Consider the following 15,948-nt stretch of genomic DNA (forward strand, 5'->3'; position numbering starts at 1 on the left):
CGCATTGTACCGGTCGGAAAAATGAATCCGGGATCGACATCAACCCATGTTCCAACCTTGCCTCATCAAGGATCTACCCCATGTCTGACGTAAAGAAAGTGGTGCTTGCCTACTCTGGCGGTCTTGATACATCGGTCATTCTCAAATGGCTGCAAGACACTTATCAATGTGAAGTGGTGACATTCACCGCCGATCTTGGCCAAGGCGAGGAGCTGGAACCCGCTCGGCAAAAAGCGCTGAAGTTTGGCATCAAGCCTGAGCACATCTTTATTGATGACCTGCGCGAAGAATTTACACGTGATTTCGTCTTCCCGATGTTCCGCGCCAATGCGCTGTACGAAGGCGAATACCTGCTGGGCACATCGATTGCCCGTCCGCTGATTGCCAAGCGCCAGATCGAAATCGCCAATGCGGTAGGCGCCGATGCCGTAAGCCATGGCGCTACAGGCAAGGGCAACGATCAGGTGCGTTTTGAACTGGGCTATTACGCGCTCAAACCTGGCGTCAAAGTCGTCGCGCCCTGGCGTGAGTGGGACTTGTTGTCTCGTGAAAAACTGCTGACTTATGCCGAGACCAATGGCATTCCGGTCGACATGAAGCACAAGAACGGCGGCGCTCCTTACTCCATGGATGCCAACCTGCTGCACATCTCGTTCGAAGGCCGCCACCTCGAAGACCCGAAGGCTGAAGCCGAAGAAAGCATGTGGCGCTGGACCGTCAGCCCGGAAGCTGCGCCAGATGCGGCTGAATTCGTGGATCTGGAATACGAAAAGGGTGACGTGGTTGCCATCAACGGCGTACGCCTGACACCGGCGCAGGTGCTGACCAAGCTGAACGAACTGGGTGGCAAACATGGTATCGGCCGTCTGGATCTGGTCGAAAACCGTTATGTCGGCATGAAGAGCCGCGGTTGCTACGAAACACCTGGCGGCACCATTCTGTTGAAGGCACACCGTGGTATTGAATCCATCACGCTGGACCGCGAAGTAGCCCATCTGAAGGACGATCTGATGCCGCGTTACGCCAGCCTGGTCTACAACGGCTACTGGTGGAGCCCGGAGCGCAAAGCATTGCAAGTACTGATCGACCACACCCAGGAGCGCGTGAATGGCTGGGTGCGCGTCAAACTGTACAAGGGCAGCGTTTCAGTCGTCTCGCGTGACTCTAAAGACACGCTGTTTGACCAGACCATCGCGACCTTTGACGATGATGGCGGCGCTTACAATCAGGCGGACGCAGGCGGCTTCATCAAGCTCAATGCGCTGCGCATGCGCATTGCAGCGAGGAAAGGCCGGTAATCCACAACCGGTAACGGGCAGTGGCATTCAGCCCTGCCCGTTTTGATGGTTTAACCGTTTCACTTACCGTTAACACCAGCTCACCATGTCCGTCATTGATTCCTTTCTGAATATGCCCGAGGACACGTTCGATACGTTGTCCGTGTCCATTCTGGTCACCGGTCTCATTATCTACATGGGGTTTGTGATTTACCGTATGGCAAAGGATTCAAACGCGGGCAAGTTCGGCACCATCATCCTTTTTTTCGTACTGGGTTTTGGCATGCTGGGTTTCATCATCAAAACCATTTTGACTGAAGTACTGCAAAAGTAAGTTGCAGTACGTTTTATCCATTGGAGCCTTTTCATGAGCCAGCAGTTCGATAACGTATCCGTAGTCAAACAAGGCAATGTGTATTTTGATGGCAAGTGCGTTTCCCACACCGTCATTCTGGCCGATGGCACCCGCAAGAGCGTGGGCGTAATCCTGCCATCCAAGTTGGTCTTCAACACTGGCGCACCGGAAATCATGGAATTGATCGCCGGTAAATGCGTGGTGAAACTGGCCGGTGCAAGCGAATCCCAAACCTACACCGGCGGTCAGTCGTTCAACGTACCGGGCAACAGCAGCTTTGATATCGAAACACTGGAAACCCTGCACTACGTTTGCCACTTTGGCTAAGCGCTGACGGTTACCGCTGCGCCCGGTCTGCCATGCAGTGCCGGGCGTTTGTGCTTCTATAGCCGGAGAAACAATGACCACCGTCGTGACTCATGCCATCGTCGCTGCAACCCTGGTGCGATTTCTCCCCCGACCCTGGCGTTCACCTGCTCTCTACGTGCTGGCCATGCTGGGTAGCATGGCACCGGATCTTGACACGATCGGTCTCAAGTTTGGCATTGCATATGACAGCCCCTACGGCCATCGTGGCGCCACGCATTCGCTGCTGTTTGCCGCTGTGCTGGGTGGCGTGATGGCATGGTGGCTGGCTCGCAAACAAGGCGCACTTGCGCGTCACTGGATGATCCTTACTGCTTGCGTATTCACGCATCCGGTCATGGATGCCCTCACCAACGGCGGTCGCGGGGTAGCGTTTCTCTGGCCACTTAGCGATGATCGCTTTTTCTTCCCACTGCATCCCATCCTGGTTTCGCCAATCGGTGCGCGTTTCTTCTCTGAACGCGGGGTGATGACACTGGAAAGCGAGTTAGTCTGGGTGTGGGCACCCTGCATTGTTGTATGGCTGGTTTTAGCGCTTTGGTCAGCCCGCAAACGCCGTTAAAATCCAGTATCCAACCCAACATCTCGCCGACGCATGATGACCAACGCCGCAGTCCGTCTTCTGGCGCAATACAATCGCTGGATGAATGAACGCCTGTATGCCGCAGCAGAGGTGCTGGGCGAGGAATTGCGCACCGCAGACCGGGGTGCGTTTTTTGGTTCTGTGCATGGCACGCTGGATCATCTGGTGCGCGGTGACATGAACTGGCTAGCGCGCTTTGAGAACCAGCCCTTACCCGATTTCGGACCTGGGCCATTGGTTTGCCCGACATGGGAAGCGCTCGTTGCCTTGCGTCAGCAAACCGACAACCGCATTGATGCCTGGGCTGCCCACGTGAGCGATGAGTGGCTCGCAGCCCCTTTTAGCTGGTACAGCGCCATGTACAACCAACAGATGAACATGCCGGCGTGGATTGCTGTCAGTCATTTTTTTAATCACCAGACGCATCATCGAGGCCAGGTCACCACCTTGCTCTCGCAACTGGGCATGGATATTGGTATCACCGACCTACCCATGATGCCGTCTCTCAACAACAACGTTGCACCGGCCTGAAGCCCGTTGCCACCTACATTGAAAACCGCAGGAGTACCACATGCCCTCTTTCGATATTGTTTCTGAAGTCAACGACGTGGAAGTGCGCAATGCACTGGATCAGACCAACAAGGAAGTCGGCACACGCTTTGATTTCAAAGGCTCTGACGCCCGTGTCGAGCAAGCCGAAAAAGTCCTGACCATTTTTGCCGACAATGATTTCCAACTGGAACAGGTCAAAGACATCCTGACCGCCAAACTGACCAAACGCGGTGTCGATATCCGCTGCCTGGATGAGGCCAAGAGTGAGAAAGTCTCTGGCAACAAGGTCAAGCAAGCCATTACCGTGCGCACCGGCATCAGCGGTGACGAGGCCAAGAAAATCGTCAAGCTGATCAAAGACTCCAAGCTCAAGGTGCAAGCCGCCATCCAGGGTGATGAGGTCCGTGTCTCTGGCACCAAGCGCGATACGCTGCAAGAAGCGATCGCGGTGATCCGCAAACAAGTGACCGACTACCCGGTACAGTTTCAGAACTTTCGCGATTGAATGTGGTTGGGCAGCAATGCTGCCAAACCAATGCGCATTACCGCAATTGATTGATTAGCATCAAGATTCCGGATGCGACTCCGCGCCATGATCATGTCATTACATTCAAGCATGGCAGGAGTCACATCATGGAAAACTCCCCCTGGGAAGCCTTGTTCTTTTCTGATATTGGCCTGTTGAGCCTGTTCACTATTGGCTTTGTGCTGGTCATGGCGGTGTATATTTTTCTGTTTGTTCGTCGCAATGTGATGAATGCTGTTGACCCGGAAACCATCCAGCAAAAAGATAAGCACACCCCGCTTCACTCATGATGCGTAGCACGCAAACAAAAAGACCGGCCTCAAGCCGGTCTTTTTGTTTGCGCATCTCCCCAACACCTAGCGGGCAGCGACAGAACGCGTTTTGTCGAGCAAATAAAAATGTTCGTGCCGCTCACCTGGCCGTGCGCCATCCCACAGCACCATCGACCCCGGCGGTGGATCACCCGCCACCAACTGCAGTCGGCAATTGGTCACGTCACGCCGTTGCAATGGCATATGCGAAAAATAATCTACCGATGCGGCCATGGAGTCTGACACCAACGAGCCATCAATACACCCAGCCGGCTGTTTGTTCACAGCCATCTGCAGACTCTCGACGACAGTACGGTAGCTCTTGGAGGCATCCAGCCAGGGCTGCCACAAGCCCATCAGCGCGCCCCACAGCAATGTGACACCACAAGCCCAGTTGGTGATAGCCAATCGACCAAGCGGCCGTTTGCGCAGCAGTACCCAGCACCAGGTGGCAGAGATCGCCAGCGTGAACAGCACACCGCCCCAGACCACATGCGGGTGCCACGACGGGCTCGCCTCTGCCAGCGTCCTGGCCCACGTCGCTGGAGCCCCCGACGTCAACACAATCCACGCGCACCACAAGAGGAAGGTCCCCACCCCGAACGTCATGATGCCAAACCAGTTCAGCGCGGCCGCCGCGCCACGTTGCAAGCGGTCGATACCGCTCGTGGTCAGCAAGGATAACGTGGGCAACACCAGCAGCAATGCCGACTCGCCAATCAAGTCACCGGCCAGCGATAACCAGATCGAATTGAGCACCAGCACCACAATCGGCAAGGTAAGTTTAGGGTGAGCCAGTTGTGAACGATTGGACCAAATCCCCCAAACACCCAGAGGCAACACTGGCCAGGCAAACCACAGCACGATGGAAAAGTAGAACCCAAACGAATGAAAAGGCTGCCAGGACGCCAGGCCACCAAAGGCACCAAATGCGTAGTAATCCAGCCAGATACGGAAAGCTTCCGGATTGGTGTGATAGAGATCACCCACCCACATCAACCCGAGTGGCACTGCAGTCACCAAAGCAGTGAGCAACGTCGCCAGATACCAGGCCCTGCGCCAAGGCCTGAACCCAAGCAAGGCCACGGCAGTGACAAAACTCAGCAAGAACTCGCCCCAGGAGGCTCCCAACAGCAACATCAGCCAAGAGAGACCCAGCAACAGCCCACCCTGTACCGGCTGCCGCAATGCCCATGCCAGCGCGTAGAGCTGCCAGCTAAAGCCAGCCAGCACGATCACCTGTGGTGCCAGATGGTGGCCCCAGATAATGAGCCCAATGCTGCCTATCAGCGCCATGACGGCCACGCGCCCCTGGCGACGCCCATACAGTTCACGTCCCGCCAGCCCGAGGCCCCACATCGCCAACGCCATCCACGCACCAGTAGCCAGACGTGCCGCATCATGCACCGCCATACCCAGGTGAGACAAAGGCCACGCAAACAGGCAGGCAGACCAGTAATACAAGGGACCGTACAAGAGGTAAGGATTGTCGCCCCACCATGGCAGGGCCCAATGCTGCCCTTCCACGTAGTGCTTGATCACCGCAGCGGTTTCAAGCTCCGCAGGCTTCCACGGATCATGCCCGATCAAGCCTGGCAGCAGCCATACAAGACAAAGCAACAGCAACATCCAGGGGCGCTGACCCGGTGGGAGTGGCGGCTGCTCGCGTTCGGTTTCTGGGACGTAGGTAAGCATGCGGGGATTTTAACTGGCAAAGCGCGGGGAGGACAGAAACAAAAAAGGCAGCCTCGAAAGCTGCCTTTTTTGCGATACACACAACAGCAGAGCCAGATTAGCCCTTGTTGCTGGTGTACATGCCGTACTTCTGACGGAATTTCTCGACGCGACCAGCGGTGTCCAGCACCTTTTGCTTGCCGGTGTAGAACGGGTGCGATTCGGACGACACGTCCAGACGCACAACCGGATATTCCTTGCCGTCAGTCCACTTCATGGTTTCGCCGCCACGAGCGGTCATGGTGGAACGGGTCAGAAACTTGAAATCAACGCTGGCGTCGAAGAAGATAACTTGCTTGTAATCGGGATGGATACCGTCTTTCATTTCGCTTTTCCTTTGCATGAGCGCGTCGGGGTTGTGCCGACGCAAAACGCGCATTATGTCAGTACCGCCCGCCCACCGCAAGGAAAACCACGGTAAAACAGGCAGAAAAAGAGACCAAATGCGCAAATGACTCAACGCTTTGGCGGTCAAACCACAAAAACCACCCCATGACACACCAGAAACGACAAACCGGCGCCGCAGCGCCGGTTTGGACAAGACAATCAAAACACTTTGATCCTCTTCAACTGCATGGTCATTAACGACGCATGGAGTCAAAGAAATTGGAGTTGTTTTTGGTTGCCTTGATCTTGTCTTGCAGGAATTCCATCGCCTCCAGATCATCCATCGGATACAGCAACTTGCGCAGTACCCAGATCTTTTGCAGTTGTTCCGACGGAATCAGCAATTCTTCACGGCGGGTACTGGAACGATTGATGTTAATCGCCGGGAACAGACGTTTTTCTGCCATGCGACGATCAAGGTGGATTTCCATGTTACCGGTACCCTTGAATTCTTCGTAGATCACGTCATCCATACGAGAACCGGTGTCGATCAATGCGGTGGCGATAATGGTCAGGCTACCGCCTTCCTCAATATTGCGGGCCGCGCCAAAGAAACGCTTGGGGCGTTGCAGGGCATTGGCGTCCACACCACCCGTCAGCACCTTGCCAGAAGCCGGCACGACGGTGTTGTAGGCACGGGCCAGACGTGTGATGGAGTCCAGCAAAATCACGACGTCTTTCTTGTGTTCAACCAGGCGCTTGGCCTTTTCGATCACCATTTCGGCCACTTGCACATGGCGAGTGGCTGGTTCGTCAAAGGTAGAGGAAACAACCTCACCCTTCACCGACCGCAGCATTTCGGTCACTTCTTCCGGACGCTCATCAATCAACAGTACGATCAGCATCACATCCGGGTGGTTGGCGGTGATCGCGTGCGCAATATTCTGCAGCATCACGGTCTTGCCGGATTTCGGAGGGGCCACCAGCAACGCGCGCTGGCCACAGCCGATCGGGGCAATCAGATCAATGATACGACCAGTAACATTCTCTTCACCCTTGATGTCGCGCTCCAGCTGCAGGCGGCGCGTGGGGAACAGCGGTGTCAGGTTTTCAAACAGAATCTTGTGCTTGGCGTTTTCCGGCGGTTCGCCGTTGACTTTGTCGACCTTCACAAGCGCAAAGTAACGTTCACCATCTTTGGGTGTACGGATCTCGCCTTCGACGGTATCGCCAGTGTGCAGATTAAAGCGACGAATTTGCGATGGGCTGACATAAATGTCATCCGGGCCGGCCAGATAAGAAGTATCCGGGCTACGCAGGAAACCAAAGCCGTCAGGCAGCACTTCAAGCGTGCCATCGCCAAAAATACTTTCGCCCTTTCTCCCCTGGTTTTTCAGCAGCGCAAAGATCAGGTCCTGCTTGCGCAAGCGGCTAGCGCCTTCAATTTCGTTGGCGATTGCCATCTCGACAAGTTCTGAGACGTGGTGATGTTTTAGATCGGACAAATGCATGCGATTGGGCCGTTGCTATGTAGCAATTAAGAAAAATATATAAAGGGGAATAAGAAGAGACGTACTGATATATACGAATGGCGCAATGGCAGAAGGACTCTGGCATGCGCAGTAAACGCCGTAAGGGTATATGGCGCAAACTTGCACTGTCAAGCAACCAGCGACACAAGGTGGTCGCTGGTGTTGCGTGTTCAATACGCAATGGGCCGGTAAATACCCCGGCCCGGCAACAACTTACAGGTTGCTGTCAAGGAAAGCGGTCAGTTGGGACTTGGACAGTGCACCAACCTTGGTCGCCTTCACTTCACCATTCTGGAACAACATCAGCGTCGGGATGCCGCGGATACCATACTTCGGCGGGGTGCCCTGATTTTCATCAATATTAAGCTTGGCAACCTTGAGCTTGCCTGCGTATTCGCCGGCCACTTCGTCCAGGATCGGGGCGATCATCTTGCACGGACCACACCATTCGGCCCAGTAATCGACCAGAACGGGGGTTTGCGATTTCAACACTTCAGCGTCAAACGACGCGTCGGTTACGTAAGAGATGTGCTCGCTCATAAGATTCTCCAGGCAATGCGGGTAACGGTGCGATATCTAAAAAACGGACTACCGGCCGCAAAGCAACCGGTTCATTGGCGACTATGCTAACGGATGCTGTCACAAAATCCCAATCAATTTGACCGGTCCGCTCGATACAAAAATACTATGGGGCCGCAATGGACGATTTCAAGCGCCCTTCCCGGCCACTTCGCTGTCACATTTTTCACAACTCTACAGCGCGGCACCTACCGCGTCTGACAAACGCTCCACTGCTGTCACTGTCATCCCCTCTATGGGCTGACGCGGCCGGTTGGCATGCGGCACGATGGCGTGCGTGAAGCCCAGCTTGGCGGCTTCCCGCAAGCGCTCTTGCCCACGCTGGACCGGGCGCACTTCACCCGCCAGACCCACCTCCCCAAAAATCACCAGCTTTTCGGGCAGCGGGCGGTCTTTCAGTGACGACACAATCGCCAGCAAAATAGCCAGATCCGCAGCGGGCTCGTTGATCCGCACACCACCCACGGCGTTAATGAATACATCCTGGTCAAAGACGGCAATGCCGGCATGCCGATGTAACACCGCCAGCAACAAAGCCAGCCGGTTCTGTTCAATCCCGACGCCAAGGCGTTTGGGTTGCGGCGCGTGGGTATCGTCGACCAGCGCCTGGATTTCCACCAGCATGGGCCGTGTGCCTTCCTGCGTGACCAATACACAAGAACCCGGCACCGGCTCACGATGCTGACTCAAGAACAAGGCGGAGGGATTGGTCACCTCTTTCAGGCCTCGATCAGTCATGGCAAAGACACCCAGTTCATTCACCGCGCCAAAACGGTTTTTGATCGCCCGGATCAACCGGAAGCTGGAATGGGTATCGCCCTCAAAATACAGCACGGCGTCGACAATATGTTCCAGCACACGCGGGCCCGCCAACGCGCCCTCTTTGGTCACGTGCCCGACCAGCAAGATGCTGATCCCGCTGCGTTTGGCGGCGCGGGTTAATTGCGCCGAGCACTCCCGCACTTGCGCTACGCTCCCTGGCGCAGAGCTCAGCGCTTCTGAATACAGCGTCTGAATCGAGTCAATCACCACGACTTGTGGTTTTTCCCGCTCCAGCGTAACCAGGATTTTTTCCAGATTGATTTCTGGCAGCAACCCCACCGGCGCGTTGGCCAACTGCAACCGGCGTGCCCGCAATGCAATCTGCTCGGCCGACTCTTCACCACTTACGTACAGCACACGCACGCCTGCAGACATTTGCGTAAGCGCTTGCAGCAACAAGGTGGATTTGCCAATCCCGGGGTCGCCCCCGATCAACACCACGCCACCAGGAACCAGACCGCCACCCAGCACACGATCCAGTTCAGCCAGCGTGGTCGGCGTGCGCGGCAACTCAACGGCGTCGACATCCGACAATTGCCGGATGGCACCATCCGCAGCCAGCGATTGAAAACGCGCCGGTGCCGACGATTGCGCAACGGCTTCGGTCAGTGAATTCCAGTCGCCGCAATGCGGGCACTGACCCTGCCATTTGGGAGATGTACCGCCACAGGACTGACAGACGTATTGGGATTTGATTTTGCTCATGGACGTATTAGAACATGCCGCCCGGCAGGGCCGCAGGTACAAAAACAAAAACGGGTCCCGAAGAACCCGTTTTTCCCTTGTACGCCCTCTGGGTGATCAGAGGGTTCCTGGGTGATCAGGAAATGTACTGGAACAGACTCAACCCGGCCACTTTGGAGTACGTCTGCCGCGCAGCCTCCAAGGTGGTCTGATTTTGCGTAAAGTCGCTGATTGTCTTGGCATAATCCAGACCGTTCAAATCAGAAATCGTTGAGCTATACGCAAGGTTAAGGTTGGAATTGGTCGATTGTTGCTGGGTCGATTCTTTTTGCCATGCACCAATGCTGGCATTCACTGTCACCACATTGTTCAGTGAGTTGCTCAGCGCTGAAATCACGCTGTTAAGCTGGTTCTGGAACGCAGCCTGCGCGGTGCCGGAGGTATCGGTCGCGTAGTTGGTCAACGCGCTCGAGAAATTCTTGATCGTGGTAAACAAGTCTTGATTGGTGCTGGCTGCTACATTAAAACTGTCGCCGGCCTTGGGCGTACCCGTCATATTGATGCTGGCACCGAAGTTCCAGTTGGCGATCAGCGGCGTGGCCGGGTCGCCAGGTTGCTGCGACAACTGGATGTCACCGCCATCGTTGTACGTGCGCGGGTAGGCGCCGGTACGCGCACCAGACGCGGTGTAGTCGTAACCATCCAGCAAAGACTTGTTGTAGTTCGGGTTGGCCGTGCCGTTGGGCAGCGTCTGCAGGTTGTCGACGATGTCATACGTCACCGTAGGCGGCCCCGACGGGTCGGTCGTGTTGGGCTGCGTCTGGAAAACGATATTGAAATTCTGATCGTTGGTGGTGGAGTTCCACTGCGCCTTGTTCAGCACGGTACCCGCACCAATCAGACCGGTACCGGTATTGGTCGTGGCTGCGGTGTCGTTAAACGTGCCATTGCCGTTTTTGATCTGCTGGAACACTTGTGAGCCAGCCAGCGAGGTCGGCAAATCACGCGAGGCAGAAATCTGCACCTGCCGCTGACCCTGGTCACCGTTGTAAACCACATTACCGAAACTGCTTTCGGTAAACGGTTTGACGTCACCTTTATAGCCAGAGAACAAATACTGCCCGCTCCCGTCAGTGGCATTGGCCAGCCCCAGCAATTGCTGGTAATTCCCCAGCAACTGCGAGTTGATGGCCGATTTGTCAGAACCGGTTTGCGAAGCATTCCCCGCCTCAATGGCCAGCGACTGGATATTCTGGATAGCGGTAATGATGGAGCTGATGTTCGAGCCTTGCAGCTGCAAAGCCGAATCCGCCGACTGGGCATTGGTGTTGTATTGCGTTGTCAAATCCTGCGCCTGAGTCACATTCAACAGGCGTGCGGAACCCACCGGATCATCCGCAGGCGTCAGGATTTTCCGACCCGTCGACAGCATTTGCTGCAGCTGGTTTTGCTGATAGGTCAGGTTATCCAGATTCTGGGTGTTCAGATTGTAGATGGTGCTGGTTGCAATACGCATGTTTCTAACCCCTGGCGCGGCGGGCCGGTGAATACACGACGGCCCGTCTTTTTGCGACAACTGGTGCTGGCGGTAAGTTCTGCGCGCCGGCCATTACCGGCGCATCACTTCAGATATCGGCACGAATCGCCAAAACTTAACTGATATTCACGATCGACTGGAATGCCTCTTGCGCGATCTGGATCACCTTGCTGGCAGCCTGATAGGCCTGCTGGTAACGCAACAGATTGGCCGCTTCCTCATCCAGATTCACGCCTGCCAGCGAGTCACGCGCAGTCTGGGCGTTGGTCAGCACCGTCGTCTGGGCTTGCGACATCACTTTAATCTGGTTGGTCTCGGTACCAATGTTGGACACCATATTGCTATAGGCATCCTGATACGTCACTGAGCCATTCAACAACAATTTACTGGTCTGCAACTTGCCCAGGGCCAGTGCGTTCCGGTTATCAGACGTCCCAGCCACGGTCGGGCCAACCGCAATGGTATCGCCCGTGGCCGGCGTGCCATTGAGCACCATATTCCAGCCGTTGTAGCTCACCGTCATGCCGGCGGTATAAGTTTGCGCCGCAGTGGTCACGCCCGTTGTGCTATCCGTCAGCGTGAACGTGGTCGGGGAGGTAAATGTCAATGTCACCGGATTCTTCACTGCCGGATTGAGCGAGCCGCTGGTCGTCGACGTCGGCGGCGTATCAACCGTTGGCTGGGTCAGCGTGACCGTCCCCGTGTTGTTGATATTGGCAGTGGCCGTCATCGGTGCGGCAGCCGCCACGAGCGACGGATCGGTCGTGGCCACCGACAGATTGGCGATCACGTTGGCGACAGGCTGGATATTGAAGCTATCACCCGTGTTCATGGTGCCACTGCCAATGTTGACCAGGAAACCATCCGTACCCACCGGACCTGCCGCCACCTGGGCCGCAGTGAACGTGGTCTGCGTGTTGTCAGACAAACGCGTCAGCGTGTAATTGGTACCGTCATAGCTGAACTTGTAATTACTGGTGGTCAGCTTGGTGGCATCGCTGATATAGCCAGACAACTGTGCATTGCCAGTGTTCAGCGAGTTGGCATTCACCGAGCCTAAAGCCGGCGGGAAGGTAAACGTGCCGGTACCCGATGCGGCGGGTGTACTGCCTGATTGCAGTGTCACGCCCAGCGCGGTGAAGCCAGCGGTCATCTGGGCTCCAGTAATCGTCGCGGTCGAGTTATCGGTCATCCGGGTCAGCGTGTAATTGCCGGTCGCACTGTCGTAAGCCAGGGAAAAATCAGACTGCGGCGTGGGCGACGATGCAGTTGGCAGGCTCACATTGACGTTCACGCCGTTGACGTTGGCCGTGAAGCTGGATGCCGCCTGATAAGAGAAAATGTTTTGTCCGATATTGCCGTTCAGATCCTGCCCTGCTTTTTGCTGGGCGTTAAAGGTCTGGGCCAGGCCAATGGCGGTCAGGTTGAGCGTGTTCTGCGCCAGCGTCAGCGAGTTATTACGAAAATCCAGCAAGCCTTGCAGGCTGCCGCCAGCCAGCGAGTTATCCGGCAGGTAAACGGTCGTGTTGTTGAGCTTGTAGGCCACCGAAGTGTTTTGCGGGTTAGACGGCGACTGCACCGCTGCCAACTGGAATGCCGTGCCGTTCACCACGACGTTCTGACCATTACCGATGTACACATTCATGGTGCCATCGCTATTGGTCACCGTCGTCGCTTTCACGTACTGGTTCAGGTTCTGGACCAGTTCGTCACGTTGATCCATCAGATCATTGGGCGGTTGGCCAGAGTTACCCAGAACGGAGATCTGCGTATTCAGATTGGCAATCTGCGACGTAATGGCGTTGATATTGCTCACCGTATCGCCGATCTGGCCATTGGTCGTAGATAACTCTTGCTGCAATTCGGTGTTGAACGTCTGAAAACGCGACACCAGGGTCTGCGCCGAAGTCAGCATGGCCGTGCGCGATGGCGAATCAGAGGGATTGCTCGACACCCCTTGCACCGACGTGAAGAAATCCTGCAACGCGGGCGATACACCCGCAGTCGGGTCAGCAACGATATTGTCGATGTCCTGCAACTGCGACAGGTACGACGTCAGATAGCTATTCTGCGAAGTCGCCGATTGGAGATTTTTGGTCAGGAACTGGTCGTATGCGCGCTTGATGGTATCGACCTGAACGCCCATGCCCACGAAACCGCTACCCGTTTGCTGCGGGTAGACGGCGCTTTGCACGATGCTCTGGCGCGAATAGCCGGGCGTGCTGGCGTTGGCGATATTGTGACCAGTGGTCACCAGCCCAAGGTTCGCCGCGTTCAGACCCGATACGCCGATACTGAAAACACTCATTGTCCTGCTCCGTTACTTGTTCGCGGCCGCCGGTTTACCCACAACCACCGCTTTTCACCTATATCGGCCATCTGGCCTGGTTCTTGACCACTTGGGACGGGGACACACACCCGCTGCCATCACCCACCACCGCTTCAGGCGTCGCCTGAACCGGCCATCTGTTTTTGCACCCGTGCCGCCACCAGAGCCAGCTTGCCTGCGTAAGACGGATCAGTTGCATAACCTTTGGACTGCAACGCCGTGCCATAACTTTTGGCGTCACTACCAGATCCGACGGCATCACTGAACCGCTTTTTGATGATGCTGGCGTAATCACTCATGGCATCTGCATAAGAGTCATAAGCGCGAAATGTTTCTGTTTTCTTTTGCGGCACGCCATTCACATATTCCGTGGTGGTGACATCTGCCGTCTTGCCTTGCCAATCCTTGCCGGCCTTTACGCCAAACAAGTTATGCGTGTCTTGCCCGGCCGCATCGGTCAGCGGTTTTCTACCCCAACCGGTTTCCAGCGCGGCCTGTGCGACCAGCACATGCGGCGACACCCCCAGCGCAGCGCTGGCCGATTTGGCCGCGTTGCCAATCCTGTCGATGAACGACGAGGTATTGCCGCCGTCACCGGCATCTTTTGCCGCCCCGCTTGCCGCCGTTGCCGCTTTGGTTGTCAGCGTGCTCTTGCCAAACAGGCTGGGCGGTGTGTGCCAGGGCTGCTTCAACAGCGATGGATCTTGCTGAATGCTGATCTGCCGCACGATCGCATCAGCAAGGCCGACCCCGCCATGAGCCGACATGTTCGACGCGATCTGCTCGTCGTACATGCTGCGGAACATGCTGGATGCCGGCGAACTGGAAAGCGTGTCGTACTGCGGCGTCGCATCGCGCATGGACTTGAGCATCTGCTGCATCAACAGCGCTTCAAACTGCTGCGCCACCGCTTTGACACCGGCCTGCGAATTGGTGTTGGCGGTCTGGCGCAATGCAGTGATGCTGTTCGGATCAGAGGCTAAGGCTTGCGCCATGTTGCTACGGCTGGCCGGGCTGTCTAACGTCATGTGGCTCGATTCGGCTAAGGGTCTTTAGACCTATTGAAGCAAGCACTGTGCCAACGGGGTAAATGGTTGATGGCATTGCAGCTTTGCATCGCCAGCGCGGCGTTTTTTCCTGCACGCCAGTGCTCCATCGAAGCCCGGTAAAAGTCCGTTGGCAAGGCGTACGAGCGCAGGCAGTACAATCAAATACAACCAGAGAGAACAACGCCGTCCAGCAGGCTTTTGCCAGACTTCCGGGGAAAAAAAACCCGACCCCGGGGGTGGGTCGGGCCCGATGGACGCGGCGGGGGGAGCCGCGTCAGATCACCTCAAGGTCAGCCTTGAGGCTGCCGGCCGCTTTCATGGCTTGCAAAATGGCCAGCAAATCCTGAGGGGTGGCACCCACGGCATTGAGCGCGCGAACGACATCACGCAGGTTGGATGCCTTGGGCAAACGCACGATATTGCCCTTGTCTGCTTCGATCTGGATATCCGCATTCTGTACACGCGCCGTGCGGCCACCCGCCAGCGCCTGCGGCTGCACGACCGTATTCATGGCAGCAATCGTCACCGTCAGATTGCCATGCGCAACCGCACATGGATCAACCTGGACGGCCTGGTTCATCACGATGGAACCAGTACGCGCATTGATGATAACTTTGGCAGCCACATCCGCCGGCGTGACATCCAGCCCTTCCAGACGGGACAAAAATGCCACGCGCTGGTTGGCGTCTTCCGGCGCACGCACCTGGATAACCCGGCCATCTTGCGCCGAGGCAATCGGACCGAACTGGTTGTTGATGGCATTTACCATATTGCTGGCGGTCGTGAAGTCGGTACGCAGCAACTCCAGTTGCACGAAGTCGCCCTGCCCGACACCACCCGGCACTGACCGCTCGACCGTCGCGCCATCCGGAATCCGCCCTGTAGCCAGCTGGTTGATCTGCGTACTGGAACCGCCCGCTGAAGCGCCTGCACCAGCAACGACCACATTACCTTGCGCCATGGCATAGATCTGGCCATCCACGCCTTTGAGCGGCGTCAGCACCAACGTACCGCCACGCAATGACTTGGCATTACCGATCGACGACACGGTGACATCCAGCGGCTGGCCAGGGCGGGAAAACGCCGGCAAGTTGGTCGTTACCGTTACGGCAGCGACGTTCTTCAGTTGCAGATTGCCGCCAGTGGGCACCTGCACACCGAGGTTATTGAGCATGTTGATCACGGACTGCACCGTGAAAGGCGTTTGCGTGGTCTGGTCACCACTGCCATCCAGACCCACCACCAGGCCGTAACCCACCAACTGGTTGGGGCGCACACCTGCAATGCTGGCCAGATCGCGCACCTTGTCGGCCCGCGCGACGCCTGCAGCCAGCAACAACATGGCACACAGGGCAAAGCGCTTGAAGATGTTCATCGTATTCATG

General features: G+C 56.3%; 16 protein-coding genes. 7 read left to right on the top strand and 9 right to left on the bottom strand.

Features of this window, described 5'->3' with window-relative positions; translation table 11 throughout:
• Positions 1 to 80: 80 nt before the first annotated feature.
• From IEX44_RS02910 to IEX44_RS02940, 7 genes are all read left to right on the top strand, one after another.
• Positions 81 to 1,298 (top strand): argininosuccinate synthase, encoded by a 1,218-nt coding sequence (locus IEX44_RS02910; RefSeq protein WP_188688540.1) that lies wholly within the window; start codon positions 81 to 83, stop codon positions 1,296 to 1,298.
• An 85-nt stretch (positions 1,299 to 1,383) separates the two neighbouring features.
• Complete coding sequence (locus tag IEX44_RS02915; RefSeq protein WP_229678708.1) at positions 1,384 to 1,611, top strand: DUF2788 domain-containing protein; 228 nt, start codon at positions 1,384 to 1,386, stop codon at positions 1,609 to 1,611.
• Positions 1,612 to 1,644: 33 nt separating this feature from the next.
• Positions 1,645 to 1,959, top strand: coding sequence for a pyrimidine/purine nucleoside phosphorylase (gene ppnP / locus IEX44_RS02920; protein ID WP_188688543.1), 315 nt, complete (start codon positions 1,645 to 1,647; stop codon positions 1,957 to 1,959).
• Positions 1,960 to 2,032: 73 nt separating this feature from the next.
• Entirely contained in the window at positions 2,033 to 2,560 is a 528-nt protein-coding gene (locus IEX44_RS02925) for a metal-dependent hydrolase (protein ID WP_188688547.1), read from the top strand.
• A 33-nt stretch (positions 2,561 to 2,593) separates the two neighbouring features.
• Positions 2,594 to 3,112: a DinB family protein gene (locus tag IEX44_RS02930; protein WP_188688550.1), complete on the top strand. Its 519-nt coding sequence runs from the start codon at positions 2,594 to 2,596 to the stop codon at positions 3,110 to 3,112.
• Positions 3,113 to 3,152: 40 nt separating this feature from the next.
• Complete coding sequence (locus IEX44_RS02935) at positions 3,153 to 3,638, top strand: YajQ family cyclic di-GMP-binding protein (RefSeq protein ID WP_188688554.1); 486 nt, start codon at positions 3,153 to 3,155, stop codon at positions 3,636 to 3,638.
• A 128-nt stretch (positions 3,639 to 3,766) separates the two neighbouring features.
• On the top strand, positions 3,767 to 3,949 hold the full coding sequence (locus tag IEX44_RS02940) for a DUF3149 domain-containing protein (protein WP_188688557.1): 183 nt from the start codon (positions 3,767 to 3,769) through the stop codon (positions 3,947 to 3,949).
• Between the two features lie 66 nt (positions 3,950 to 4,015).
• Here IEX44_RS02940 and IEX44_RS02945 read toward each other — a convergent pair whose 3' ends face one another.
• From IEX44_RS02945 to IEX44_RS02985, 9 genes are all read right to left on the bottom strand, one after another.
• Positions 4,016 to 5,665 carry an ArnT family glycosyltransferase gene (locus IEX44_RS02945; RefSeq protein ID WP_188688560.1) on the bottom strand — a complete coding sequence of 550 codons (1,650 nt, stop codon included), beginning with the start codon at positions 5,663 to 5,665 and terminating at the stop codon, positions 4,016 to 4,018.
• A 97-nt stretch (positions 5,666 to 5,762) separates the two neighbouring features.
• The gene (locus IEX44_RS02950) at positions 5,763 to 6,029 is read right to left on the bottom strand and encodes a type B 50S ribosomal protein L31 (RefSeq protein WP_188688563.1); all 267 of its coding nucleotides are present in this window, start codon (positions 6,027 to 6,029) and stop codon (positions 5,763 to 5,765) included.
• Between the two features lie 256 nt (positions 6,030 to 6,285).
• Entirely contained in the window at positions 6,286 to 7,542 is a 1,257-nt protein-coding gene (gene rho / locus IEX44_RS02955) for a transcription termination factor Rho (protein ID WP_188688566.1), read from the bottom strand.
• A gap of 234 nt (positions 7,543 to 7,776) precedes the next feature.
• On the bottom strand, positions 7,777 to 8,103 hold the full coding sequence (gene trxA / locus IEX44_RS02960; protein ID WP_188688569.1) for a thioredoxin TrxA: 327 nt from the start codon (positions 8,101 to 8,103) through the stop codon (positions 7,777 to 7,779).
• 213 nt (positions 8,104 to 8,316) lie between these two features.
• Positions 8,317 to 9,669: a DNA repair protein RadA gene (gene radA / locus IEX44_RS02965; protein WP_188688573.1), complete on the bottom strand. Its 1,353-nt coding sequence runs from the start codon at positions 9,667 to 9,669 to the stop codon at positions 8,317 to 8,319.
• Positions 9,670 to 9,784: 115 nt separating this feature from the next.
• Positions 9,785 to 11,164, bottom strand: a complete 1,380-nt coding sequence (flgL, locus tag IEX44_RS02970) for a flagellar hook-associated protein FlgL (protein ID WP_188688575.1) — start codon at positions 11,162 to 11,164, stop codon at positions 9,785 to 9,787.
• 136 nt (positions 11,165 to 11,300) lie between these two features.
• Positions 11,301 to 13,493 carry a flagellar hook-associated protein FlgK gene (flgK, locus tag IEX44_RS02975; protein ID WP_188688578.1) on the bottom strand — a complete coding sequence of 731 codons (2,193 nt, stop codon included), beginning with the start codon at positions 13,491 to 13,493 and terminating at the stop codon, positions 11,301 to 11,303.
• Positions 13,494 to 13,627: 134 nt separating this feature from the next.
• Positions 13,628 to 14,509: a flagellar assembly peptidoglycan hydrolase FlgJ gene (gene flgJ / locus IEX44_RS02980; RefSeq protein WP_229678709.1), complete on the bottom strand. Its 882-nt coding sequence runs from the start codon at positions 14,507 to 14,509 to the stop codon at positions 13,628 to 13,630.
• Positions 14,510 to 14,837: 328 nt separating this feature from the next.
• Positions 14,838 to 15,947, bottom strand: a complete 1,110-nt coding sequence (locus IEX44_RS02985) for a flagellar basal body P-ring protein FlgI (protein ID WP_188688584.1) — start codon at positions 15,945 to 15,947, stop codon at positions 14,838 to 14,840.
• Between the last annotated feature and the right edge of the window lies 1 nt (position 15,948).

Source organism: Silvimonas amylolytica, assembly GCF_014645555.1.
Taxonomy (GTDB): Bacteria; Pseudomonadota; Gammaproteobacteria; order Burkholderiales; family Chitinibacteraceae; genus Silvimonas; species Silvimonas amylolytica.

What these genes read in the sequence shown, in the direction of transcription:
- ppnP (WP_188688543.1), top strand. Translation starts at nt 1,645, where the DNA reads ATGAGCCAGCAGTTCGATAACGTATCCGTAGTCAAACAAGGCAATGTG.
- flgK (WP_188688578.1), bottom strand. Translation starts at nt 13,493, where the DNA reads ATGAGTGTTTTCAGTATCGGCGTATCGGGTCTGAACGCGGCGAACCTT.
- IEX44_RS02950 (WP_188688563.1), bottom strand. Translation starts at nt 6,029, where the DNA reads ATGAAAGACGGTATCCATCCCGATTACAAGCAAGTTATCTTCTTCGAC.
- IEX44_RS02940 (WP_188688557.1), top strand. Translation starts at nt 3,767, where the DNA reads ATGGAAAACTCCCCCTGGGAAGCCTTGTTCTTTTCTGATATTGGCCTG.
- trxA (WP_188688569.1), bottom strand. Translation starts at nt 8,103, where the DNA reads ATGAGCGAGCACATCTCTTACGTAACCGACGCGTCGTTTGACGCTGAA.
- flgL (WP_188688575.1), bottom strand. Translation starts at nt 11,164, where the DNA reads ATGCGTATTGCAACCAGCACCATCTACAATCTGAACACCCAGAATCTG.
- IEX44_RS02925 (WP_188688547.1), top strand. Translation starts at nt 2,033, where the DNA reads ATGACCACCGTCGTGACTCATGCCATCGTCGCTGCAACCCTGGTGCGA.
- IEX44_RS02910 (WP_188688540.1), top strand. Translation starts at nt 81, where the DNA reads ATGTCTGACGTAAAGAAAGTGGTGCTTGCCTACTCTGGCGGTCTTGAT.
- radA (WP_188688573.1), bottom strand. Translation starts at nt 9,669, where the DNA reads ATGAGCAAAATCAAATCCCAATACGTCTGTCAGTCCTGTGGCGGTACA.
- IEX44_RS02945 (WP_188688560.1), bottom strand. Translation starts at nt 5,665, where the DNA reads ATGCTTACCTACGTCCCAGAAACCGAACGCGAGCAGCCGCCACTCCCA.
- IEX44_RS02915 (WP_229678708.1), top strand. Translation starts at nt 1,384, where the DNA reads ATGTCCGTCATTGATTCCTTTCTGAATATGCCCGAGGACACGTTCGAT.
- IEX44_RS02935 (WP_188688554.1), top strand. Translation starts at nt 3,153, where the DNA reads ATGCCCTCTTTCGATATTGTTTCTGAAGTCAACGACGTGGAAGTGCGC.
- IEX44_RS02985 (WP_188688584.1), bottom strand. Translation starts at nt 15,947, where the DNA reads ATGAATACGATGAACATCTTCAAGCGCTTTGCCCTGTGTGCCATGTTG.
- IEX44_RS02930 (WP_188688550.1), top strand. Translation starts at nt 2,594, where the DNA reads ATGATGACCAACGCCGCAGTCCGTCTTCTGGCGCAATACAATCGCTGG.
- rho (WP_188688566.1), bottom strand. Translation starts at nt 7,542, where the DNA reads ATGCATTTGTCCGATCTAAAACATCACCACGTCTCAGAACTTGTCGAG.
- flgJ (WP_229678709.1), bottom strand. Translation starts at nt 14,509, where the DNA reads ATGGCGCAAGCCTTAGCCTCTGATCCGAACAGCATCACTGCATTGCGC.